This window comes from Bacillus carboniphilus (assembly GCF_039522365.1).
GTDB classification, from domain to species: domain Bacteria; phylum Bacillota; class Bacilli; order Bacillales; family JC228; genus Bacillus_BF; species Bacillus_BF carboniphilus.
The window spans coordinates 18,159-44,602 of sequence record NZ_BAAADJ010000004.1 but is presented as its reverse complement, the minus strand read 5'-3'; the positions used below and the strand labels follow the sequence as shown (position 1 = coordinate 44,602).

15 protein-coding genes are annotated in these 26,444 nt (G+C 38.9%); 9 read left to right on the top strand and 6 right to left on the bottom strand.

Annotated elements, in window-relative coordinates:
• Positions 1-37: 37 nt before the first annotated feature.
• Positions 38-796 (bottom strand): hypothetical protein, encoded by a 759-nt coding sequence (locus ABDZ91_RS01480; RefSeq protein WP_343795686.1) that lies wholly within the window; start codon positions 794-796, stop codon positions 38-40.
• Positions 797-828: 32 nt separating this feature from the next.
• On the bottom strand, positions 829-1,269 hold the full coding sequence (locus ABDZ91_RS01475; RefSeq protein WP_343795684.1) for a YwpF family protein: 441 nt from the start codon (positions 1,267-1,269) through the stop codon (positions 829-831).
• A gap of 249 nt (positions 1,270-1,518) precedes the next feature.
• On the opposite strand from ABDZ91_RS01475, the gene ssb reads away from it, so the two are divergent.
• Together ssb and ABDZ91_RS01465 are read left to right on the top strand one after the other, a co-directional pair.
• Positions 1,519-1,920: a single-stranded DNA-binding protein gene (ssb, locus tag ABDZ91_RS01470; protein ID WP_343795683.1), complete on the top strand. Its 402-nt coding sequence runs from the start codon at positions 1,519-1,521 to the stop codon at positions 1,918-1,920.
• Positions 1,921-2,529: 609 nt separating this feature from the next.
• Positions 2,530-3,021 (top strand): hypothetical protein, encoded by a 492-nt coding sequence (locus ABDZ91_RS01465; RefSeq protein WP_343795681.1) that lies wholly within the window; start codon positions 2,530-2,532, stop codon positions 3,019-3,021.
• A 69-nt stretch (positions 3,022-3,090) separates the two neighbouring features.
• Here the strand turns inward: ABDZ91_RS01465 and ABDZ91_RS01460 are convergent, their stop codons facing one another.
• From ABDZ91_RS01460 to ABDZ91_RS01450, 3 genes are all read right to left on the bottom strand, one after another.
• A complete protein-coding gene (locus ABDZ91_RS01460) occupies positions 3,091-5,934 on the bottom strand; it encodes a DEAD/DEAH box helicase (protein WP_343795679.1) in 2,844 nt (947 codons plus the stop codon).
• A complete protein-coding gene (locus ABDZ91_RS01455; protein WP_343796165.1) occupies positions 5,912-7,477 on the bottom strand; it encodes an SWIM zinc finger family protein in 1,566 nt (521 codons plus the stop codon). The genes ABDZ91_RS01460 and ABDZ91_RS01455 overlap by 23 nt, the downstream gene beginning before the upstream one ends.
• Positions 7,478-7,925: 448 nt before the next feature.
• The gene (locus tag ABDZ91_RS01450; RefSeq protein ID WP_343795677.1) at positions 7,926-9,539 is read right to left on the bottom strand and encodes an alkaline phosphatase; all 1,614 of its coding nucleotides are present in this window, start codon (positions 9,537-9,539) and stop codon (positions 7,926-7,928) included.
• A gap of 309 nt (positions 9,540-9,848) precedes the next feature.
• Here ABDZ91_RS01450 and ABDZ91_RS01445 point away from each other — a divergent pair, with 309 nt between their 5' ends.
• The 6 genes from ABDZ91_RS01445 (at position 9,849) to ABDZ91_RS01420 (ending at position 23,170) form a co-directional block, all read left to right on the top strand.
• Positions 9,849-11,918, top strand: a complete 2,070-nt coding sequence (locus ABDZ91_RS01445; RefSeq protein ID WP_343795675.1) for an S-layer homology domain-containing protein — start codon at positions 9,849-9,851, stop codon at positions 11,916-11,918.
• 202 nt (positions 11,919-12,120) lie between these two features.
• Positions 12,121-13,998: an N-acetylmuramoyl-L-alanine amidase gene (locus ABDZ91_RS01440; protein ID WP_343795673.1), complete on the top strand. Its 1,878-nt coding sequence runs from the start codon at positions 12,121-12,123 to the stop codon at positions 13,996-13,998.
• Positions 13,999-14,133: 135 nt separating this feature from the next.
• Positions 14,134-16,098 carry a S8 family peptidase gene (locus tag ABDZ91_RS01435; RefSeq protein WP_343795671.1) on the top strand — a complete coding sequence of 655 codons (1,965 nt, stop codon included), beginning with the start codon at positions 14,134-14,136 and terminating at the stop codon, positions 16,096-16,098.
• A 159-nt stretch (positions 16,099-16,257) separates the two neighbouring features.
• Positions 16,258-17,241: a C40 family peptidase gene (locus ABDZ91_RS01430; protein ID WP_343795670.1), complete on the top strand. Its 984-nt coding sequence runs from the start codon at positions 16,258-16,260 to the stop codon at positions 17,239-17,241.
• A 276-nt stretch (positions 17,242-17,517) separates the two neighbouring features.
• The gene (locus tag ABDZ91_RS01425) at positions 17,518-21,009 is read left to right on the top strand and encodes a S8 family peptidase (protein ID WP_343795668.1); all 3,492 of its coding nucleotides are present in this window, start codon (positions 17,518-17,520) and stop codon (positions 21,007-21,009) included.
• Positions 21,010-21,166: 157 nt separating this feature from the next.
• Positions 21,167-23,170 carry an S-layer homology domain-containing protein gene (locus ABDZ91_RS01420; protein ID WP_343795666.1) on the top strand — a complete coding sequence of 668 codons (2,004 nt, stop codon included), beginning with the start codon at positions 21,167-21,169 and terminating at the stop codon, positions 23,168-23,170.
• A gap of 40 nt (positions 23,171-23,210) precedes the next feature.
• On the opposite strand, the gene murJ is transcribed toward ABDZ91_RS01420, so the two are convergent.
• Positions 23,211-24,734 (bottom strand): murein biosynthesis integral membrane protein MurJ, encoded by a 1,524-nt coding sequence (murJ, locus tag ABDZ91_RS01415; RefSeq protein WP_343795664.1) that lies wholly within the window; start codon positions 24,732-24,734, stop codon positions 23,211-23,213.
• A gap of 423 nt (positions 24,735-25,157) precedes the next feature.
• On the opposite strand from murJ, the gene ABDZ91_RS01410 reads away from it, so the two are divergent.
• On the top strand, positions 25,158-26,432 hold the full coding sequence (locus tag ABDZ91_RS01410; protein WP_343795662.1) for a nucleotide sugar dehydrogenase: 1,275 nt from the start codon (positions 25,158-25,160) through the stop codon (positions 26,430-26,432).
• The last annotated feature ends 12 nt before the right edge of the window (positions 26,433-26,444 follow it).

Sequence of the window (26,444 nt, the reverse complement as noted above, 5' to 3'; positions counted from 1 at the left end):
GGCAGAATCCTTTTACCTCGGATTCTGCTTTTTCCTATTATAGTAACTCTCTAGCACGTTCTAAAAGAGCATCTTCCCGTGCTTCTTTTTGTGCCTCATAGTAATCTCTAAATTCCTTCGATTCTTTTGTGGTAAATCCATTCTTTTCTAACTCATCATTTAAGGCACCAATAATAATGTTAAAGGTCGCATCAGTGTTCGCTTCCAACTCGTCAGCTGCCCCTTTATATTTTTGATAGAAGTACCCGAATGAAACAGATTTACCTGCTGATTTCTGTGCTCGATATTCTGAAATGGCCTTTGCAATCAGAGCATCCAGCCTTGAATTCGCCTGGGCTTGAAGGCTTTCAAAAGTAGGGCGATATCTATCTTTTATGTAATCAGCTGTTACAACAGGATCTTTCTTTGTATCATCATTTGAATCAGTTTTATCCTTCGAGTTATCATTATTAGAGTCTTGCTTTTTTTGATCTGAAGAGTTTTGATTTGTACCAGTATTTCCAGTTTGATTACTCTCTGAATCGGATTCTTCTTCATCCACCTCAGTAGAAGTAGCCGGGAGTGAGTCGCTATCCGCTTGTTCTTCAGTTGATTCCTCATTCGTTGAAGAGTCTTGATCTACATCATCTTCACCAACATTAGGAGGTAACACAATGTCATATTCAGTCTTTGTAATTTCTTCAACTTCCGCATCAGCGGTATCATATTCTTTAATTTCAAAAAAGTAATAAACCGTTCCAGCAACACCTAAAATAATGACCGCGATAATTCCCAAAGTCCATTTCAACCACTTCATAGGTCCCATTCTCCCTCAAACAATATCCGATTTTAATTTTCTATTTTCTTTGTAGCAGGTAGCTTTGGCTTCGTTATCATATTTAATTTAAAAATCTCTAAAAGCTGATCACCGGTCATGCCTTGATCCAATAAATGCTGCAAAAGCAATTCCGCATAATCATTCTTCGTTTTATTCAAATACCCCTCTAAAAGCACACTAATGGAGCCATTTATTTCACTCAATTTTAGTACCTTCGTACGAAACGGAGCTGGGTCATTTTCTTTCTTTGTGATCACCACTTGAATGAGCAGTTCCTTGTCGTTATTCATGGCTTGTTCGAAAACATCGGTATAGGTTGGCTTCATAAAGGCTTCCAATAGCCAGCGATTTCGGTCATCTTCTCGGTTAATAATGAGCCCGTCTTTTAGTTCAATATCGTGAAGATCCTCTCCATCGATAATTTGTAAAGATATCATTTTAAAGGTTTTCATTCCAAACCTCCGCTTTTCCTTTTAACCCAAATTATAACATAATGGATGCCCATTCAGAAAAGCCAAAAAAATATGACGAAACTTGTAAAATCGATTTTTGAGTGTCGAATTCTATTCAAAAAGCCTATTTTGACTATAGAAAAAGGCTTTTTGATCTTCTTTTAGATGTGAAAATACAGTTTTCCATATTTTACTAATCTATCAATTCGCTATATTCTATTACTACAGAATGAAGAAAGGGGAAATTTTATGCTAAACCAAGTGACGTTAGTTGGAAGATTAACTAGGGATCCTGAAATTAAGCGAACAATGGATGGGAATCCAGTGACCAATGTGACGGTGGCCATCAATCGCCATTTCAAAAACCAAAAAGGAGAATTAGAAGCTGATTTCATCCCATGTACCATTTGGAGGAGAGCTGCAGAGAATACGGCGTTGTACTGTAAAAAGGGATCGATGGTTGGAATAACAGGAAGGCTCCAAACAAGGCACTACGAGAATCAGGAAGGTAAAAGAATATATGTGACTGAAGTGATTGCTGATTCCATTCAATTTATTGACACTAAGTCAGCTTCAGCACCACCACTGAAGAAGGAAGAACCCAAGAAGGAAGAAGTAGTAGAGACATTAGAAGATAAGATTTTAAAATAAAACTTGAAAGGAGGTGAGGAACATTAAAAATCCGAATCCGATGTATCGTATTGAGGAGATGTTGGAGTATTTGATTCGGTATAACGGAAGGCTTCAAGAGAGGCTGATTGCGTGTGAGGAGCGAATTCAAGCTTTAGAAGAAACCCAACCTTCAGAAACATCTCTTCAAACAGCTACACATTAAACATTTATTTACTCCGGCCCCAGTAATACCTTATTTTCCAACCCTAAGCAAGATCAATAAACTTCCCTTTTGGCCAGCTGATTTTTTCAGCTGGCGTTTTTTCCACTATAAGAAGGCATAAAATTTTAGCAAGAAGTAATTCGACGTAGGTGAAATTTTTAGGTGTATAGTATAAGCGCAACTACGCCTCTGTATTCGCCTAAAGGCTTGCCAATCGGCGAGTTTTCTTTAACAAAAAGGAAAAGAACCTAATAAAAAACGCTAATGGCATTCTCAAAATATGACGAGGTGTCAAAGCTCGACAATACAATGAGAAAAATGTAAATTTTTACATTTTTTTAAAGAAACATGTAGTCAAAGAAAAAACAAAATAGTAAAATTATACCAGAAGGGGACAAATTACCTATTTGATAAAGGGGGAAAAAATGAAAAAGTACATCTTTTCGATTCCTGGTATTCCAAGAAGTCATGTGTTAAAGGTTAATGTTTTCGCGCTTCCAGAGTATACTCCTCGTTTTCTTCACGTCCATGAAAGGTCTCTTCATCCTTATGTTCACACATCCACTGCCATGTTGAAATCTGATTCTAGATCAAGGAAAAACAAAGATAAGCATTATCAAGAGTTTTATCTAAGCAAACGTACTTCGTTTTTGGCAAAAATTATTGAAGGGAGTAAACGGAAACTAGTTTATGTACATATTGATCCGATTGCTATGAAGGTCATTGTTGAAGAGTGTTTTGGTCACTATGAATGTACGAAGGTTGACGTCTATGATATTATTTCTTGCTTTACCTTTCTGATTGGTTCCCAATTTACAAAACTAACCATTCCTAGAGAATACGGTAATGTTCGAAATAGGAGAAGGCCCTTTATCCTTGTTGATTGTTTAACCTATACAGATTTCCAGCACATATAATCATAAGTAAAATTCAGAGCCTATGAAAAGAGCGGTATACATCTAAGGTACACCGCAGCTTTGTTGGTATTAAGGAGTTAAGGTAACAAGATTCAGTAATTCATCATCTGTAAATTCCGTTATCCATTGATCCCCTTGCGTGAGGATAGCATCGTTTAACGAACTCTTTTGTTCCAATAGAGCGTCTATTTTCTCTTCTAAAGTTCCTGAAGTCAAAAGTTTGTGTACATGTACAAATTTTTTCTGCCCGATTCGATAGGCTCTGTCTGTTGCTTGATTTTCAACAGCAGGATTCCACCATCTATCGTAGTGTATGACATGATTGGCTGCTGTTAAATTTAATCCAGTTCCACCAGCTTTTAATGACAAAATGAAAACAGGAAACTCATTATTTTGGAATTGCTCAATCCAGATGTCTCTCTGCATTTTAGGGACCGATCCATTTAAGAATGGAATATCCATCCGATAACGGTTTTTCATAACATTTTGCAGAAGTTTACCCATTTGAATATATTGGGTAAAAATTAACACATTTTCATTTTGATCTAAGATGTCATCTAATAACTGAACCACTTTTTTCATCTTCTGAGACCTGCTAATAATCTCCCGCGGTTGTTCCTCTTTTAAATACAAGCTTGGATGATCACAGAGCTGCTTCAATTTTCCTAGCATCTGTAACACTAAGCCTCTTCGTTCAAAACCAGTTAAGCGGTTAATCTTCGAAAACGTTTGTTGGACATGCTCCTCATATAAAGAAGCCTGTTCCGGTGTCAAATTACAATACTGCTTTTGTTCCAACTTGTCAGGAAGGTTCAATGCAATGCGTTGATCCGTTTTCGTACGTCTTAATAAGAATGGGCGTATCAAAGATTGGAGTTTTTGAAGCTGTTTCTTATCATCATCTCTTTCAATTGGTAATATATATCGATGCTGGAATGTATGGAGACTACCCAGGTATCCATGGTTTAAGAAATCAAAAATGGACCAGAGTTCAGATAATCTATTTTCAATGGGCGTACCAGTCAAAGCAATATGATGCTGCCCTTTCAATTTCCGAATAGCACGAGATTGCTTGGTCCCAGCATTTTTAATATTTTGGGCTTCATCAAGTCCGATAGAACTCCATTCAATCGTTGAAAGGTCTGCTTCATCAATATGAGAAAGTCCGTATGTCGTTAAAACAACATCAGCTTTCTTGGCTTCTTTAGTAAATGCTTCACCTTTTACCCGTTTGTTTCCATAATGGATATATACATTAAGAGATGGAGCAAATTGAGCCAGTTCCTTTTCCCAGTTACCAACAATTGATGTTGGTGCAATAATGAGTGCAGGAGCATCCGTTTTACCATCTTCCTTGCATTTTAGGAGATACGTAATGAACTGAATGGTTTTTCCGAGTCCCATATCATCGGCTAAACATCCACCAAACCCATACTGTCTTAAAAAGTACAACCAGCTAAACCCTTCAATTTGATAAGGGCGTAGCTCACCGTTCAAACTATCTGGAACCTTTTGAAGCGGTAAGGTAGTCTGGTTCGTCAGAGTTTGAAGCATATCTTTTAACTGCCGATTTAAACGAATTTGGATAAAATCGTATGGGTCATCATCCTGCTCTTCATCTTCATCGTCAAGCGCACCGTCACCACTTCGTGAAAGCTTCTGTTCTAGTAAATCCCGAAGCTGAAGTCCATTTTTATCTGCTTGTTTCATTAACTCCTGTATTCGCTTCATAAACGCAGGATCTAGCTTCACCCAATCCCCACGCCAGCGTAGAAAATGACGATTCTGTTCTACAAGCTGACGGAATTCTTCCTCTGAAAGCTCTTCACCATTAAGAGAAAGCTTCCATTGGAAATCTAACAGTTGATCCATACCAAGCATAGAAGGGCGTACAGAAGTGACTGTTTCCTTCACATTGGCTTGAAGCTTTACTTTGGCTTCTTTCATATTTCTCCACCAGGATGGCAACCAAATGTTAATCCCAAGTAACACTAATTTTTCACTCACATGCGTCAAGAATCCCCATGCTTGTTCATCGTTTAACTCTGTCTGGAAAGGTTGCGTAGCTTCCATAAACGGAATTAGCTTTTTCCAGCTATCAACTTCTTCGTGAACATATTCCTCATAAGGTAACCAATTAGTTGGCCAAGTGAACACTTCGTTCCAGTTATAGATTTCTTCATTGTTTTGAACGCTTTGTAGAAAGGGAGTCAAACTCCAAGGTTCATCATTGGTTTCTGGTTCTTCTAATTTTAAACCAAGATAGAAGGGAAGAGGGGACCGCGTATCGCTTGTCCATTCCTTCCACTTTTCTTCTGTAAAATAGGAAGCTAGTTCATCTTGGCTCCAGTAAGTAGATTCTGTGAGCTCCCGCCACTTTGTTGTCCATTCATTGTCCAAATGTGGGTAAGAAATGTAGGAACTCATAACTTGTTGGAACCAGTTTTGTACCCAATCACCTACGGAAAGGGGGGCACTATGATCTGCAAGTAAGTCTTCCGTGACAGGACTTTCCCAAAACTCAGGAAAAAATTCTTCCCAAACCATCGCTGGAATTTTCCAAGGATGGTTCTCATTGAATTCAGGAATGACTCGCTTTTGCGTGATACTCTCATAGATCACTCTAGATACTGAAATCAGTAGGTCAGAAGTTTCATCCCAATCCCAATCTACATAGGAGTTGAAGGGTTCATTCGCAAACACATCGGTCGCTTGCCATGAATCCAATTCAATAAAATTCCCGACCTCTTGAATGTAAAGAGTCCCATAATAGCTTCCTTCATGCCATTGGAAAAACAGATGCTTCCAATCCTGAAGCGGTATCCACTGATTTTGGTCATCGGTTGCCCCGATTCGAATGGTGGGTCCGCCTGTGTGCATGGCATGAATTTTAATAGATTTCAACCGGACCATTTAACAGCTTCCCCCTTTTGCATTCTTCATGGAAGGCCCGAAGTCTTGATGTTTCATCCATTAACCCGATCATAAAGGAATTCCAGGCTTCATATTCTCCCATATTTTCATAAATCTCTTTTAACTTTAATAAAAGTCGAACAGCATCCTTGTAAGATTGCCGCTTCTTTTCTTGTACCAGAGAAATCACCGAACGATGGTAAAGAGGTAGAAGAGCTTTAGGATCTGTGGCTTCTACACTGCTTAACAAATCATACGGAATATCCCTGACTTGATAGGAAATAGAGTGGAGTAACTCCGCCCATTTACGGAACTGTTTCGACCGTACCATATAGGAAGCATAATCATGAAAGCTATAAGGTAGTAACGTTTCTAACAACTTTTCATGCACAGGTAACTTCCGGTGGTTCGAATAAACCTTTGCTAAATGAACCGCCTTTTCTGCAGTAAAGGTAGCCTGGTCATGATCCACCACTTCCGAATACATCGGCCACCATTTTAAAAATTTATCAAAAAACGTATTCGAGCGGGTCCATTGCTTTTCAGAAATAAAGTACTGTAACCAGTGCAGCAGAATATACACGTAGCTCGGTTCCATCAAATCATCTAGCGTCTTCATTACCTCTTCTTCATAACCGGTTAGTATCTGAATATGCCAATAGGCAATGTAGATAGAAGGTTGATTTGAAAAGCTCGGATGTTCCTCTTCAATCACCTGCTTCCACCACTTTCGTTCCTCTTGACGAAGAGTGGGGGACTTACATAGAAACGTCCAAAACTCGGTATATAGCGAAAACTTTTCAAGAAGGAGACCGTGCCCTTCCTTCATAATTGGATGCATTTCTTTTCCAAGTTGTTGAAAATAAGTATCTGTATCAAAAGACAGCGTTTGAGTTTGGAAAGCTTGCATCGTTTGCTTAGCTTGATCTATGTAATAATCAATTTGAATTCTTACATTTTCTAGCTCTCTCGGAGAAAGAGAGAACAGCTTTTGTAAAAAGAATATTTGTAAGGTCAAACGGTATATCAACTTGAGTTGCCTATTTTCAGGCTCCTGCCAGCTAAATTTATGATACATCTGATTGATTGCTGACACAGTGAGTGAATCGATTTGATTCCATTCATCCTCGAAGCGGGACATCCATCCAGGAATCTTTTCTTCAATGCTCACGGTAGCGGGACTCTTTTTCATTCCTCTTTGAATCGGCAAGCTCGCCAAAACATCCCCACGCTTCCAATCATCAATCCACTTCGTTACCGACTGAAACTTAGCAAGCATCGCAAAAAACACAGCCAATTGGTGCCGACAAACCCCTTGCTGCGGACATTCACACGAACTATTCTCAAGCTCAGCTGCATCAAGTTGAACCTTAACCGGTGTCACATCTTGAACCGTTGCCGTCACCTCATTCAGTCCAACTTGCTTCACCTTTAACACCAAATTTTGACGATATAATAAAAGGCTACGCTGAACCAGCTTCACATGCTCTTCATCATTAAAGTTCAGGCGTTCCTTAAACAATTTTGAAAGTGTCTCAACCATTTCCTTCAAGATGGATCCTCTCACTTTCTTGTGGGGGACAGTTACTGTGTTAACCCCGGGTTCGATAAAACTGCATTCTTTCATTATATCGCATTTTGGCGTGGACTTCGATGGGTATGGGAATAAAATGGGAGGTAGCAGGATTATGGGTTTTACTTTGTAGTAAAATTTGATCTACTATTGATGTTTCATAATGTTTCGGTTTGGTCATTTACAGGTATGGTAATTTTATATGCCGTTGTTTCAGGTCAATGTGCCGTTGTGCCGGGTCAATGTGCCGTTGTGTCGGGCCAATGTGCCGTTGCACCAGGTTTATGTGCCATTACGTCAGGCTAACGTGCCTTACTCCCAGATAAATGCCATCCACCTTTAAATTATTCCTTACAACCGGCCCTTCATAATATAACACGAAAGAAGACAATGCCCCACAGCATTGTCTATCTCCCAATCACCGAGCAGGCTTCGGCACAAAAAACGTCTTCCCATTAAACACATTCACACCAGGCAAAGTCTCCACTGTACTATTAACCATCCTATAATTCTTATTCTTCGGATAGCGAATCTCTTCTCCTTCTTTTTTCGCAACAAATACTTCATTATTTTTACCTTCTAATTCAATGGCCGTTTCAAATCCTTGGGCTGTAAACCACTTTTCAGCATCAATAAACAATGAGTCTGTTGTTTCATCTAAGTCCACTTCCAAGTATTCAGCAATCAAACGTGGAATATCCACATTATTTATAAGTCCAGATGGCTTACCTGGTCCATAGGCATACAGAAAAACATCTTCGCCGGTATGACCGTGGGTAGTAAAACCAAGATGAGCTCGTTTGGCTAAATATTGCGTTAACAAGTTTTCAATTTCACTAGTTCGTTTAGCCTTTTTCAACTGCTTCAATTCAGTACGGTCTAAGTCCTTTACACCGTAATACGAGGCGACTTCAACCAAATTTGACCGGTCTGTTTTTAAAATTGAAACCGCACCTGATACCGAAAGTTTTGCTTGCTTCAAAGGTTCAATAAACTTGGTAGATGGAGAGCTAGCATAGTTATTATTCGTACTGCCGTTGCCCATGGTCAAACCGCTGTTTCCATGGTCCGTTACAGCAATGACTAATGTATTCTTGTCCACTTTTGCAAACTCGACTGCTTTCTTTACAGCCTCATCAAAGCTCAAAATCTCACTAATCATTCCAACAGGATCGTTTTTATGAGCAGCCCAATCTACTTTACTACCTTCAACAAACAGGAAAAATCCTTTCTTTTTTTGCGAAAGTGTCTGAATCGCTTTTTCCGTCATTTCAGCCAATGAAGGTTGATCAAGCTCTAAAGTATTCCGGTCAAAGTCATAGGCTAAAGCATGTCTTGCAAAAGCTCCCCAAAGTTTACCGCTTGGGGCTGCCTGTAATTTTTCTTTTGTATCAACAATAGTGTAGTTCTGTTCCTTTAGTACCCTTATTAAATTTTCACCATCATTCCGTTCATCTTTTCCTTTACCAGGAAACAACGATGCCTTTCCTCCACCTAATACCACATCAATTCCTTGGTACACTTGCTGCTCAGCGATGTTTGAAAAGTCATCACGGTGCAGTGTGTGTGAAGAGAACCCAGCTGGTGTAGCATGCTGAACGGGAGAGGTAGCCACAATTCCCGTAGCAAGTCCGTTCCGTTTAGCAGCTTCAAGAATGGTAGCCTTCGGAACGGTCGTAATTGGTTGTGAGGAATGTTCCGATTCGTACATTGGAATCATCCCAATGTGATCCACAATCGTTTTGTGACCAGTTGCCAAGGCTGTTGCTGCAGCAGCACTATCCGTTATAGCAGAACGAAGGGAATAGGTCCGAACCCCGCCAACTATCAAATCATCTATAAACAAATTACTTCCTTTATACCAACGGGCAAGAGTGACGACATCAGAATTTGTCCCATCCATCACCATCATAATTACATTCTTAAATTTTGGGGTAGGGGATGGAGGATTTGCAGCAACCTGCTGTATAGGTTGAAGCCATAACAAAACAACCATCATCGAAATTAGTGTCCGAAACTTCGAGTTCTTCAATAAAGTCGCCTCCATGTAGTAAAACTTTCCTTTTTAATGTGTGGAGAACTTAGGAGGGATATGCAGGAAAATCATAAAGGGTATTACAATTTAAACATCTGTTTAAAAAACAAGAGTCATTTTTCCTTAAAAATATCCAAATTTAATGTATAGATTAGAAATTTTTACTAGTAAAATAGGAATATATGACTATCAGCTCGTTGACGAGTGTACTTGATTAAAGTAATATAGTAGTCATATCAAAACTTCCAAATTAAACTAATACACCATGAAATTACCAAAATACATTTTGTAGAGGTGGTCAGTGAAGTGAAAAAAAGATATCCATTTAGTCAAAAAGCCCTTAAGGCCGTTCTTGCTGCGGGGTTAGTAGTTACACCTGTGTATGGGGCTGGGTTAGTGCAGCCAAGTGCGATTGTGCAGGCGGCAACTGTAGATGATGCCGCGAACAGAATTAAATTAATATATAGCAAACTGGGTTCTACAGACGTTGAAACTCTAAATGAGATCACTACTGCTATATCAGATACAAACTTTGATTGGACAACTGTTATAGGAGATGAAGTGGTATCGAGGGTTGATGATAAACTTGATGATGTAGGTTTATCAGACTTAAATGCAATCGATTTAATAAAGGATATTGCATTATTAGCCCATCAATCTAACCCAGACACTCTTGCAGCGGATATTAGAGCCCTTAACGATAGCGATGCAGGTACAGCCCTAAATGCATTGATTACTACTGGTAATGATTATACTGCAATAGAATTATTGATAGAATATTTTATTGATGCTGAAAAAGAACTGTGGACTAGATTCCTTAATGGAGTAGATCAAAATAGTGTAGATGGTCTATCTGCGGTTGAGACTATTATTTCAGATATTCATGAACAACTATCTAGCAAAGCCAAATACAGTACATTTAATAGTAGTATTTATGATACCTTTGGTTTTGGTTTAAATGGTGTACTAGACATTAAGGATAATATTTATAATAATCTTACAGTTAGTGGTGTCATTACTGCAGAAGACATCTCAGATTTAAGAGAAGGTTTTGTTCTAGCGGCACTATTTGCAGGTGCTCCAGATGGAGTAGTTACAAATCCGGATCCAGACCCAACGCCAACACCAACGCCGACACCGACACCAACACCAGAACCTGAAGAAAACGAAGTCGAAGTCCCAGAGGATGCAGTAGAACAAACCCCAGGTAAAACAACTGTAAAACCTGATAAAGTGGATGAAATCGTTGAAAAGGTTACAGCAGAAAAGAACACAATTCCAGTAAAAGTTCAAAAAGGGTCAGCTGGTGAAACAAAAGCCGAAGTACCAGCAACCCTATTCACAAAAGCTGCAGAAAAGTCTCAGAATGCAGTTGTAAAGGTTAAGACTGAAACGGCAAGCTACGACCTACCAGTTAATGAAGTTAACGAAGATGTAGTGAAATCTCAACTCGGTTCAGATGTATCAATGGAAAATGTATCTGTTAGTATCTCTGTAAATGAGGTGCCACTAGAAGACGTTCAGGATTCATTAGAAGGTGAAGGACTTGAAGCAGTTTCTTCTGTCATCGATTTTGAAATTACAATCACTTCTGGTGATAAGACAGCAACGGTTAGCAAGTTCAGAGCCTATGTTAAACGTTCTATCAATGTAAGTGCTGAAAATACAAATGCAAATGAAATAGTTGTAGTTAGAATTAACGCTGACGGCACATTAACTCCGATCCCTGCAAAGCTAGTAGATGGAGTAGTGGTTCTACAATCATTAACTAACTCTCGCTATACAGTAGTGAAAAACAGTAAAACGTTCCAAGACGTCAACAACGGAGCAAACTGGGCGGAAGCCAGCATTGAAAAATTAGCTTCAAAGCTAATCATCAGTGGTAAAACCGTTTCTACGTACGCTCCAAACGATGATATGACTCGTGGAGAATTCGCAGCTCTTATTTCTAGAGCACTTGCTTTACCTGCCCCAGAAACACCAAGTGTTACGTTTAGCGATGTTTCGTATAATCAAGCAGTTAATAGTAAAGGTGAAATTTATGCTGCTGCAGAAGCGGGGATTATTTTTGGTAAGGAAGACGGTAATTTCTATCCTTATGAAAAAATCAATCGTGCGGAAGCTGCCATGATGATTGGGCGCGCTATTAAATTCGTAAATGCACAAAGTGAGTTAGATACAAGTAAAAAGATTACTGACTTTAAAGATAGTGACTTTATTGGTGCAAGTGCACGTGAAGACGTACAGTTAATTTACCAAGCGGGCATTATGGCTGGCTACGGTACTGGTGACTTTGGTCCTGCTGATTTCACAAAACGTGATCAAATGGCACGTGTATTAGACCAATTCCTACAATACGTTGATTTCATTAACTAAGAATAATTCTAGGACCCTACCAATCTGGTGGGGTCTTTTTTCATGCTTTCTATATTGGTAAAAATTACATTATTAGAAAATTCGAGCAGTACCAACTGTTTTAAGCTCTCCCTCAAATCTAACCAAAAAATAGCTAGAAAGGATGATACAGTTCTAGATTCTATATGTTAAAATGTAGAAAAAAGTCGAAAGGAGAGACAAAATGCGCAAGGTACTGCAAAGTTTGACAGCAGGCCTCCTTTTCCTGTCGATTCCAGGTCCGGTTTCCTACGCGAATGAGCTTACTTCTGAAGGAAGTGAACCAGACGTTGTTACCCAAGAATCTTCAAATCTAGAAGATGCCTCCTCTTTATCCAATAATGAGAGTACGACGGGGGAAACTACCGCAACACAAGACGAGGAGAGTACTACGGAAAACGACACTACAGATTCTAATACTGATTCGACTTCTAATGAAGATTTAATAAATGAAGCCGATTCTACTACTGATGACAATGGAAACACAGTCAATGAAAATAGCTGTACAGATATAGAACAGTCTCAGGACAATACAGAAGAATCAACGATGGACACCGACGAAAACACTACAGAGGATGAAACAATAGACCAAGAAGAGTCTACACTAGATGAAACAGAAACTAGTGAAGAAAATAATGAATGTTTAGTAGAAATTCAAACCGAACTCCCAAATGAAGAACTTCTTGCAAAAATTGCTTCCACCTCAACTCATTACTTTAAAGATATAGGCACTAGTTATAGAGCTGCAGATGAAATTTATTACCTTGCATCTGGTGGAATTGTTTATGGGACTACACCAGATATGTTTTCACCTGATCGTAAAGTAACAAGAGCAGAAGCGGCTGCAATGATTGGACGTGCGTTGTCCCTAAATGGTACTAGAAAATCTACTATTTTTCCGGATGTAGGTTCAGGAAACTTTGCTTCTGGTTACATACAAGCTGCGGTTGATAAGAAAATTATCAGTGGATACAATGATGGCACTTTTAAGCCGGACCAACCTGTTACACGTGGGGAAATGGCGATCATGATTAGTAAGGCATTCACCTATGGAGATGCAACTATTCAAGAAGCTACAGAGACACTAATGGAAAAAGGAATTTCTGACGGACTGCCTGACGGTACTTTCGGATCACACTTGCATATTATCCGTGCAGATTTCTCAGTGTTTTTAGCTAGAGGTATTTTAGTAGATTTGCGTAGTAAGCCAACAGAAACATTTGATGAAGACATGTTTGTTATTGCAACGGACTTAAACGTTAGAACTGGTCCAGGAACATTATTCCCTAAAATTGCTTTATTACAACCAATGCCTGTTAAAATAGCCTATCAAATAGGAGATTGGTATTATGTAACTTGGGAAGATGGTAAAACTGGCTTCGTCTACGGTGAATATCTATCTACAAATCCTGATGACACTGTCGATACCATAGATAAAATTCTAAGAGAAACCCATATCATCATTGATCCAGGGCACGGTTCACCAGATCCCGGGGCTGATGGATTCGGTATATATGAAAAAGATGTCGTGCTAGATGTCGGTAATAAGCTAAAAGCTTATTTAGAACAAACGCCACTAACAGTTTCAATGACAAGAGAAACCGATCGTAAAATAGAATTGGCTGATCGAGTTAGTTTTGCAGAACAACAAGGTGGAGATATGTTTGTAAGTATCCATACCAATGCATTTAATGGAAGTGCGAATGGAACGGAGACGTATTATTATCGTACGGCTTCGACCAACCCATACACTTCTGAAAGTCGGGCACTAGCACTCTATATTCAAAATCGTTTAATTGAAGCTTGGAATTTAAACGATCGCGGCATTAAACACGGTAATTTCCATGTGTTACGTGAGAATACAATGCCTGCCGTGTTAGTAGAATTAGGGTTTATTGATAACAAAGGAGATAATCAAAAGATAAGCTCTCCTGCTGAGCGCCAAAAGGCAGCGAAGGCAATGTTCTTTGGGATACTAGATTACTATTATCATTATGAGGGATTAGATATAGGCTTTTTATATACTGAAATGAATGGCACGCCATCAAAACGTCTTCATTAATGATAGTAGAAGGGACTGGTTTATACCGGTCCTGTTTTTTTACGATAAATAGTAAAAAGTGTGAGTGTTAATCCTAGACCTACACCTTTATAAATGATGTAATAAAGATAAGACTAGAATAACGAGGGACCAGATATGCTAAGAAAACTATCAATTTATTTAATTATTTTTCTACTCATTTTTTCATCATTCTCAGTAAATGTATTTGCGGAAGATCAAGAAGAGGTGAATGAGTATATTATCCAATTTGAACAGGAGATACCCCTAGAGTACATAAATCAGCTAGGGTTTGAATTGATGTACACATACTCATCCATTGATTCGGTTGCTGTAAAAGGGACATCGTCTCAATTAAATCAGTTAGTGAACATTATTCCAGTTAGAATAATAACTGAAAATAAACCAGCACAAGTAACGTCAACAACAATTTCAAATACAAGTCCCCCTATTAGTAATCAATCGCAAACACATTCTTGGGGGTACGAAACTATTAATATTTCCCCGTCGGTCAGCAATGGTTTAACAGGCAAAGGTGTTCGAGTAGCTATTTTAGATACAGGAATAGATACAGAGCATCCGGACTTAGTGGTAAAAGGGGGAACCTGTGTTGCGAAGGAGTGTCCATCTGGTTTTGATGATAATAATGGGCACGGGACACATGTAGCTGGAATCATTTCTGCACAGGATAATCAAATTGGTGTGCTAGGGATTGCTCCAAATGTAGATCTTTATGCAATTAAAGCACTGGACCAAAATGGTGATGGATCAACAGCGACCATTTTAGCAGGTGTTGAGTGGGCTATTCAAAATGAAATGGACATTGTGAACTTAAGTGTTACGACAAAAGCAGATGACCCTGCATTAAGAAGTATCCTTCAAAAGGCAAGTGAACAAGGTATTCTCCTAATCGCATCTAGTGGGAATTATGGAACACAAGATACGGGAACAAATACGATGATGTATCCTGCAAAGTATCCAACTGTAATTGCAGTTGGTGGTGTTACGGAGGAAATGACGAGAGTAAGAACCTCTTCAACCGGGGAAGAGTTAGAGCTAGCAGCACCAGGAGAGGATATTCTTAGTACGTTTCCAGCAGATATTTCCATTGAGGGGAAAGATAGTATGGGCTATGTGCTAATGACAGGTACCTCAATGGCTGCTCCCTTTGTAACAGGTATTTTGGCACTTCAAAAAGAGAGTGATCCTGCTAGAACGAGTGATGAGTTAAGAGTACTTTTACAAACGACTGCAAAAGATTTAGGAGTCAAGGGAAAAGATAATCAATTTGGATATGGATTAGTTCAGGGATCGAATAGTCCGGATAAAGTGGATGGAAACCAAGTATTTGTTACTTCTGTGGCTAACGGAAAAGTCGAAATTGAGGTAGTTACAAGTGATGCAGTTGAATCCGTTTCAGTATTAAGAGGAGAATCGCAAGTAACAAGTCTTGCTGAAACGACATTTACGGATTATGTCTTGCCTGGCCAATATGTTTATACTTTTGAATTTTCATATGCAAATGGAAGTTTAGTTTCGATCCCTGTTACAGCAAATGTGACAGAGCCACCATTTACAGACATTAGTATGACCCAATGGTTTGCACCGCATTTAGTGTATTTACATCATGAAGAAATGATTAGTGGTGTTACAGAAACGAAGATGGAGCCAGATGCTCTCATTACAAGGGCTCAAGCAGTGGCCATTATTGGAAGAGCTGTTGGACTAAATGGCGAGAAGAGAGACAGTGTATTTAGTGATGTTGGTAAAGGGAACTTCGCATCAGGCTATATTCAATCAGCCTATGAAAATAAAATTCTAGCTGGATTTCCAGACGGGACATTCAGACCAGATCAACCAGTAACTCGAGCAGAGATGGCTATTTTAATTGCAAAAGCATATAGACTAGAGGATAAAACGCCATACCCATACTCTGACCTAAGTGAGAGAGTTACAGGATATGAGGCGATAAACAAGATTGCCAATGCTAATATTACAGTAGGATATCCAGATGGAACATTCAAACCATATGAACCAATGACTCGTGCAACCTTTGCAGTATTTATTGCTAGAGCGGAGAATCACTTCTTTAAAGTAGAATAAGAGAAGATGAAAAAGGTCGAAGAGTTAGAAGAAAGTAATGCAACTGTAACACAACCGTAACGAAAATTGTCGAAAAAATCTGGTAAACTCTCATTAGATGATTAGAGAGGGAAGCTCTCAAAATCAAAATTCGTCTTTAGTGAGAGGTGTAATAACATCATGTACCGACAGCTATTACTTTTACCAATCTTAGCACTTGCCTTATTACTTTTACCAAGTCCAGACGCACAAGCAGCAACAAACGAGGAATTGGTTCAAAAGGCTAAGGAATATGAAGGGGTTCGTTACTCATTTGGAGGGAACTCACCAACATCTGGTTTTGATTGTTCAGGATACTTGGTCTATGTGATGAATCAACTAGGCATGACATTGCCAAGAACATCAGCCGATCAATATCAACTTGGAACAGCAGTAGACAAGAGTAACCTTCAACCAGGAGATTTTGTTTTCTTTAAAAATACATATAAAGCAGGAATATCTCACTCTGGAATTTATGTTGGAGATAATAAATTCATCAGTGCGACTTCTTCAAGTGGTGTTGCGATTGTCTCCCTTAGTAATTCTTACTGGAGTAAACACTATGCGGGAGCAAAGAGGCTGTCAGGAATCACATATGATGGTTTTACAGACCTTTCAAAGGAACATAAAGCTTACACTGCCATTATGGCATTACATGAAGACAATATAATTAGTGGATATAATGATAACTCTTTTAAACCTGAAACTCCTATTACACGCGGGCAAGCAGCAGCTATTCTTAATAGAGTACTAGGATTAAAAGCTACAGATTTAAATCCATTTACCGATGTTAACCCTAATACAACATTTGCTCATGATATTGCAGCTATTAAGTCATTAGGTATTATAAATGGATTTCCTGATGGAACATTTAGACCGAATGAGTATCTGACACGTGCTCAAATGGCCTACATTGTCGATCACGCATTTATCCAAGATTCTAATGCAGCATCTTCTGCAGCTATTGTCTATAAAGATGTCGGTTCCGAATATTGGGCATACAGCTCAATCGTAAACCTTCACGGTACAGATAAAATTTCATTCTTTAATGGACCAAACTTTAGAGCGACTGACCGAGCATCAAGGGCGGACTTCTCAGTAGCTATTTATAGCTCTAACTACTAAAAATCAATTTATTAAAGCCTTAGCTACCTGCTAGGGCTTTTTTGTATGCCTCAAAATAGTCTCATTATTTCTCTACATACTCTTTTTACCCAAAAAACTTGTAAAAAAAACTTGTCCAAACTTGTCATACGAAATTATTGGATAAATTTAACTAAATATGAAACTTTTACAATAGAAACATAGTCTTATATAGTAGGTATTTTTTAGGAAGGGGGACACTTGCCTGCTAAAGGACTTTTTTACAAAATCAAACTAAACATTTTTAAGGGGGATCACATGAAAAAGATAAAGAAAGCTTTGAGTGCCACTTTGGCAACGGGGCTTGTTCTTTCTTCGCTAGCAACTGGGGTCAGTGCTAATGACCAATCAGGGAAGGAAGCACATAAAGCTCATATTTCTTCCATTGTACAAAACAGTCCACTGTTACAACACTCACAAAATCAGCAGTCACAGAACCCAGCCATGAGCGCGGACACACTAGTGGTAAAATACAAAACACCTTTGACCTCGAGTCAAAATCAACAGGCTCAAGCAACGGTCGTTCAAAACATCCAAGAGCTACAATATGCAATAGTGAAAGTGAAAAATAAAGATCAGTTAGACAAAGTGATCAATCAGTACATGAGTTATGACAATGTTCTATCTGTTAAACCTAGTGTCTACTTCACACCATTTGCTGGCACAGATGAAAAGGCATCTGAACAATATCATTTAGATATGCTACAGATTGCTAAAGCTCATGGTTTAGCTGGTAAACATGTAGTGAAAGTTGCAGTAATTGACCAAGGAGTGGATGATAATCATCCAGAATTAAAAGATAAACTCATTCCAGGTTATAACACGGTTAATCCTTTGAGACAACCGTTGGCCGATTATCATGGTACCCACGTGGCCGGAATCATTGGCGCTGAAAAAGGAAATGAAGTCGGTGGTTTCGGAGTCAATCCGAATGTTGAAATCATGTCTATTGACGTTTTTAACCGCCAGTGGGGAGCTACTGATTATGCAATAGCCGAAGGAATTCTATATGCCGTTAAAAATGGAGCTAAAGTCATCAACATGAGTTTAGGATCCTTTATGCCATCTCCAGTCATCGAGGATGCTGTAAAGGAAGCAGTAAAACAAAATGTAGTAGTGGTGGCGGCTGCAGGGAACACCGGAGATGATACAAAGAGCTATCCAGCATCTTACGAAGGAGTTATTTCAGTTGGGGCGGTTAATGACAAAAAGGAATTAGCTGAATTCTCAACTTTTGGACCCTCAGTGGACATCGTAGCACCCGGGGATTCCATATACGCTCCTCTTTATGATTACGAAAAAGGTTCTACATATGCAGAGTTAAGTGGAACATCTATGGCATCTCCGATTATTGCTGGAGTTGCGTCTTTACTACTTTCAAAGAATCCAAACCTGACACCATTGCAGGTGGAGTATATTTTAGAAAAAACAGCAGATGATTTAGGAAGCAATGGCTTTGATGCAACATATGGAAATGGATTAGTTAATCCAGTAGCAGCACTACAGTTTGATATGAATCAATTACCAGCTTTAGAGAAAAAAGACCTAACAAAGGAAGAAATCCTTTCTACTGCTTCTGTAATTGATCCAGCTACTAGCCAATCTTACGATGGGGCCATCGTTAAGCCATATGAAGAAAAATGGTATCAGTTTGAAGCAAAAGAAGGGGAATACGTTCAACTACAACTAAATGGTGCAGAACATTATGATTTTGGGTTAAAGGTAAACCTATACGGTGAAGGTTATAGGTATACAAAAGAGATAAATAATGTTGCAGAGAATTTGGCAGAAGGAACGCTTGTGAAAATTCCTTTTTCAGGTCCGATGGCAGTTAGCGTAGTGGAGCTAAATGGGAATTATGATGACTCGGAAGCTGAAAGAGTATCCTACTCACTAGATGTAAATGTTGCAAGCGATTTACCTGAAGAAGAATTAACTTCTTTTTCGAATCCTACAAAAGTAACCCTGCCTTTCAGTGGAAAAGGAACATTAGTATCTGAAGACTTTAAATTGGCAGCAGAGGACTTTTATAAAGTCGAAGTAAATGAACAACAGGTTGTTCGTGTTGAATTAAGTGCAGTACCGGGAATTAACTCAGCCCTGTCTGTCTATTTTGAAGATGAGATGTTATTAAAAGAGTTAGAACAAATTCCAGCAGATAAGAGAGCTGAAATAGACTTCCCTCTTTATCCGATTATGGTTGCGAACAATAATGGCTATGGTGAAGGAGAAGTTTTAACCTTTGAAGCTATGCCTGGCGAGTCTTACATTATTAAAGTAACAAATGACGCACCTAATTATTTTGGTATGTATGACTATATAATCAATCCAAATATGGAAACCGAAAATATAGAGCCAGAGCATTCCCTTGTACCATACTATTTAGACATTGAAGGGAAGGTATTACCACCTGATGAGGATGGGTATCCGTTTGGTATGATGCCGATGGATATGATGGAAGAAAAATCATTAGAAGCACAGAAAGCTTCGATTGCAGCTATTGCAGAGGATGAAGCTTATGATCCGTATGAAGATTACCTATCTCAAATAGAAAGCGCTGCTTTGCCTTATGAAGTAGGCGAGGAGGCTTCTGGATATTTACAAATGATGGGTGATGAAGATTGGTATTCTTTTGAAGCGCCAGAAACGGGAGTCTATAAATTTGATCTTGTTAATTCTCCACAATCATACCCAATGGTAGAGATTTATGAAATCGGTACGGAGGAAACTCCGGATGGTGAAGAATACCGATATTTGCGTTGGTTAGGCACCAATATTTCATGGACCACTATGGCTCCAGAAACCAAAAAGGAACTTTATACTTCTCTTCGTAAAGGGAACAGGTACTTTGTTAAGTTAAACGAAAACTACTTTAATAACAGTGGAATTTCATTTAACCCTTACGCCTTTACCTCAGAAGTAGTATTGAAGAATCATGAAGATGCATATGAAAGTAATGATGAAACAACGGATGTAAAAAATCTCCCGTCTAGCTCATTTACAGGGAACTTTGCTACGGCAGGTGACCGGGATGTATTCTACTTGAATGCAGATAAGGATGCGTTATACGGTGTCACAATGAAGCGTGGTCAACTAGATGATGCACTCAAGCAGTTGCCGAAGGGATTAGTAGATCCGTTTCATAGCTTTGTAGCTGTCATTGAAGATTCCAATAATAATAGAACCATAGATGAGGAAGAATGGCGGAAAATCCAATATATTGACCCACTCTCAGCAAATGGGATGACAACGGGTGCCTTCAAAACGACAGAAGGTAAAAATTACTTTATTTTGTTAGAATCCTATACGGAAACCGGTAGTCCGTTTACGCTTTGGCCATATGAGTTTACACTTCAAGAACAGAATCAGAAAGATGAGGATGCTGGATCTGTTGTAAATGGGAACATCCCTTCCAAACCGTTATTTACAAAAAAGGTAACATCTAGACTGTTTTCAGCAACCGGGTACTTGAATACAGGTGTAGACTTTGGTGATGAGGATTGGTATCAAGTGAATGTTATACAGGATTCACTTGTCCGATTTAGAATGGTGACCAGTGATGAAATCGATTCTGTTGTAGAAGTCTACCATAATGGTAAACTCATTCATTCTGCTGATGAATATGCATGGGGTGATGACGAAGTATTTAACTTACAACTTAAGGCAGGGTCTTACCACGTAAGGCTTAGAGATGCCAACAACAACGCAGCTGTGACACCATATGAGTTCAAAGTTTATTTTATGGAGTAAAGAAGCGGTCATGTGCCGCTTTTTTTATTGATTTTAAAAATCCAGTAAATAACAAAACTAAAAGACTATTCCGTTTTAATTACAAGGTTGTTAGAATAAAAGATAGTTGTGTTACAAAATCATTTCAAATTCGACAAAATAGGAGGGGGAAAACGGATTGAAAAAATTAGTCGCAGCTTTTGTAGCATTGGTTATGGCATTGGGGTTATTCTCCTTACCTACTAATCAAGCAAAAGCAGCAGAGGGAGAAGATGACATTACGGGCATTAAACTTGAAGCCCAAATGAGACATCTGATCGAATTAGAAGTCATTTTTGGCTATGGAAACAATATTTACAAGCCGGGACAGATTATTACAAGAGCTGAGTTTGCAAACTATGTGTCCAGAGCACTCAATTTGAAACAAGATGGACCGAATTTATTTCCTGATGTTTCACCAGGTTCTGTATTAGCTGCTGGGGTTAACGCAGTAGCAGAGTCCAAAATTGTAAATGGCGGAACTGATGGGTTATTCAGACCAGCAGATCCTATTTCAAGGGAGCAAATGGCTTTAATCATTAGTAATGCAATGGAGCATCTAGAAATGGATATGCCAGAAGCAGAACTAACGTTTACAGACCAAGATCAAATTACAAATGACATCTTTAAAACAGCCGTAAAACGAAATGTTGGTTTAGGTATTATCAACGGTTTTCCAGATGATACATTCAGACCAAAGAACTTTGCAACTCGCGCTGAAGCAGCCGCTTTTATCTCAGGTTTGCTAAAAGCATATGAAGCGCAGTTTGGTGAAGGTGAATTACCTCCAGGTGAAGAGGAACCAGAATTCTATAAATTAGGAACGATTCAAGCCGATGGAAGTATTGTCTATTCTGAAGCGAACTATGAATCCTACGATGCAGCAATGGCAGCTGTAACATCAGTAGAGACACAAGTGGTTTCATTAGGTGAGGACATCTTAACAATGCCATCTGGTATTGCTCTTACGGTCCCGAATCCAGACAATCAATCTATATTCTACTCGAATAAATCCTTTACCAGCGCTAGTGTTATGTTCGGAGTAGAGCTTTATCGTGAGCTTGAGTATATAGAATCTACTGAAGACTATGTAAAGGTTCGTGTTGCTGATACTGAAGGTTATGTGAAGCCTTCAACAGTCAAACTAATCCCAACAGCGCAAGTAGACAAGAGATCATACTACCAAGTAGATGCTGCTGGTGACTTAATCCACTTAGAGTATGGTTACGAGAAAAAATGGTATCACAATGGTTACGCAGTTGGACCAGCTCCAGATTTCTTAGAGCAAGGAAAGAACTATTATAGCTGGAATGGGTATGACTACTTCAATGAGAACGGCGAAAAGGTAGGAACAGCTTACAACTACTTCCAGTACTTACCGATTCGAACTGAAACGAGTTATACGGCAGAAGAATTAGATCAATTTATTGATTCAAAACTTCAAGAGTTCCAAGCTTTATACGATAGCAACCCTACAAAGTATCCTCATCTTAAGGATATCGCTGAAAAAGGATTGCTAAAAGGCAAAGGTGCTTTCCTAAAAGAAATGGAAGAAAAGTACCGAATCAATGCATTATTTATTCTAGGAATGGCTGCTCATGAAAGTGAGTGGGGTACTAGTAAATATGCGATTGAAAGAAATAACCTGTTTGGAATTAACGCTGTAGATTCCGATCCAGACAGAGCTAAGTATTTTGCTAGTGTTGAAGAGTGTATTGAAACATTAGCCATCCACGTTTTAAATGCTAAATATGTAAACCCTAATGTAAGCTTCGATCACGGGGCGGTTGCAGGGAACAAATCCATTGGGGTCAACAGACGCTATGCTTCTGACCCATATTGGGGATTAAAGGTTTCCAGACATATGTATGGAATCGACAAGGCACTAGGTAAAAAAGACCTTGGAAAATACCAAATTGGTATGACAATCTCTACGCAGCTAAACATTCGTTCAGTAGCAAGCACGGAGAATAACACCCCTATCTTCCAGTATGACCAGGCTGGTTACCCAGTTGTCATTTTGGAAGAAGTAATGGCGCCAGATACATCCATCTGGTATAGAATTATCTCTGATAAACTAGAGCATGAAGAAGGGTATGTATACTCCTTACATGCGGTTAAGCTCAATACAGTAAATGAATAAAAAAAATCCCTTAGGACCAATCGCGTCCTAAGGGATTTTTTTAATGGGTGGCTTTTCTTCTTTTTAATATACCTAAGAGATTGGTATAGCCCTCTTTATAAAAAAGATAAAGAGCAACTACATAAATGATAACCCCAAGTGGAACATAGATCATCAGTTCAAATAAAGAGTAAAGTGAGTCGAAAATTCCGGTCTGTTTTAATCCATATAACAATATTACCATTACTAGAGTAGGTGGAATTCCTCTGAATAATAGTCTACCAAGCTTTTTAGCTTCACCCTTGTCAAAATCTTTATATACATAAAACGTTGAAACAGTTAGGAAGTATACCGACACTAGTGAAGTAGATAAAGCGAGCCCTGGGTATCCGTATTGATCCACTAGTAAGAAGTTAAGAAGAATGTTTAGTGCGATTGTTGTCACACTGATCCGGAAGACAACGGCCGTTTTTCCTTTGGCGTACATGGACTTAGACACAATAAATTGCAGACCTTGAGTAATAATCAGTGGTAAATACATGACTAACGCAAGGAATGTGCCTCGTGTATCCTCAGCCGTATACGCCCCACGTTGATAAATTAACTCCAAAGCCTCATACCCGACAATAAACATTACTCCAACAATAGGAAGCAGGGTAAGTAACGTTAATTGCATCCCTCTAAAAAAGGTAAGCTGAAATTCTTTTTGGTCATCTACTTGGTCTGATAACAATGTAAAAATAATCGCAGCAATCGTAGTCCCATAAATGGCATGGGGGATACTGACTAGCAAAGATGCATTATTTAAATAGGTAACAGCACTTTCGGTTGTAGATTGGGCAAAGTTCTTATTTACAAACATGTTAATTTGTCCGACTACAGAATTCAGTAGGGAAGGGATGATTAGAACCATATAGACTTTGCTAAAATCTCTATCAACTTTAATGTACGGTTTCCATTGAAAGTCCCTTTTGGTTAAAAAGAAAAATTGTAGGATCACACCACAGACAGTTCCAAATAGAAAACCATAAGCAACACTGTAAATCCCCCATTGTTCAGAGAACAGAAGTGCAAATACAGCTGCCATCAACGTCGCAAGTAATTTCGAAACTTGAGATGGAACAAATGTCTTTCGTGATTGAAGGTACGACTCTAATACCCCATTTAACGCAATCGCTCCCATTCCCATAAAAAATACCCGGGTGATATGAACAGCCACTTCCTCTGTCTCGGGTTGCATATCCCAGAAGATAAGAGGAACAATTTGTTCAACAAACAAAACAAGTGGAATGGTTAGTACGATGAATAGTATGGCGGTACTGTTTAATAGAGCATTTGCATTCTTTTCTGTTTGCACAGGATTGGTTTTGCGTTCTTTCGTATATAAAGGAAGAAATACATTATTAAAGCCGACTGAAATCATAGCTACAATTAGCGTAATAAAGGAAAAAGCTAACCAAAAGCCGTCGGTTGCAGCACTTGCACCAAATTGGCTGGCGATGACGCTTTCACGTAGTAAGCCTGATAGCTTTAAAACAACAGCCAACAGGGTGATCCATATGGCTGTTTTTCGTAAATTGGCCATTTGTTTGGCACCTTCTTTGAACAGGAATAAGGCCCACTCCTGTTATAATTTGTAAATCAATTCAAATCGGTAAACTTTTTCTGTTTTAAAACGTCTACTATGTAGTGGGATTTTTTGCTGAAACTTGTCTATAATGAAAATGTCACGAACTTTTAATAGTACGGTTCAGCCTTGCCAATTCGACAAAAATCCTTAAATACAAGGATTATTTTAACACTCATACCCCTTTACAACAATGAAAACAGATGCACGTCGAAAATTGGCATGATATACTATGTGGGAAAAATTATTTGATGGAACAAGTAGTATTGAAAGTGGAAGGTCAGAAACAAAGTCTCTTCTTCGAAATATGTAAATATCATCGGAATTTTGACCTGCATCCCATTTGTATCTCATCAAACGAAAAAGCGAGGTCTTTTTTTAATGAAAAAAATATGTGTAGTTGGATTAGGATATATAGGCCTTCCGACTTCTGCTATCTTTGCTCAAGCTGGATTCGAGGTTGTCGGTGTCGATGTAAATAAAAAAGTAGTGGATTCATTGAATGAAGGAAACATTCATATAGAAGAACCAGGTCTTCCTGAAGTTGTAGAAAAAGTGGTGAGGGAAGGAAAGCTTCGTGCATCGATAACGCCAGAAGAAGCGGATGTGTATATCGTTGCCGTTCCTACACCAATCCATGAAGATTTAACAGCTAATGTGGACTATGTAAAAAGTGCAGTAGAAGCCATTGTTCCTCATATTAAAGAAGGGAACGTGTTAATTGTAGAATCCACCATTCCTCCAAGAACAATGGATGACCTAGTTGCTCCTATTATAAAAGAAGCGGGACTAGACCCTTATAAAGATGTTGCGATTGCTCACTGTCCTGAGCGTGTATTACCAGGACATATTCTTCGTGAACTCATCGAGAACACAAGAATTGTTGGTGGTATCACACCAGAAGCATCTAAGAAAGCTGCAGATGTGTATCGCGCTGTTGTTAAAGGCGAAGTCATGGAGACAGAAGCGGTTACAGCTGAAATGTCTAAACTAATGGAAAATACGTACCGTGATGTGAATATTGCTTTAGCGAATGAACTTGTTAAAATCTCGGCAAAACTAGGGGTGAACGCTCACTCTGTTATAGAATTAGCAAATCGCCATCCACGTGTCAATATTCACTTACCAGGTCCTGGAGTAGGTGGACACTGTTTAGCTGTTGACCCATACTTTATTGTAGAAAAAGCAACAGAAGAATCACCGTTGATTCAAACAGCTCGTAAAATTAACAACTCCATGCCTCATTTTGTCGAAGCACAAGTGGAGCGTTTAACAGCTGAAATCGAGAACCCTAAAATTGCCTTATTTGGTTTAACATATAAAGGAAATATCGATGACGTCCGTGAAAGCCCGGCGTTAGATATTGCGGAATCCTTAGTGAAGCACCCAAGACTAAATGTTGTAGCGCACGATCCACATGTTCGTGAGGAGCAAGTATCGTTCCCACTTTATAGCTTTGAGGATGCAGTTGCAGATGCACACTTAGTTGTCGTTTTAGCTGATCATAACGAGTTTAAGAGCTTAGAAATTGATCAATTAAAGAAACGAATGAAAACACCAGTTGTATTTGATACGAAAAACTGTGTGCCAGAAACAAACGAAATTACCATCTATCGTTTAGGTGACATATCTCAATTAAAAGCGATTCAGGAATAAGGAGAGGATTCT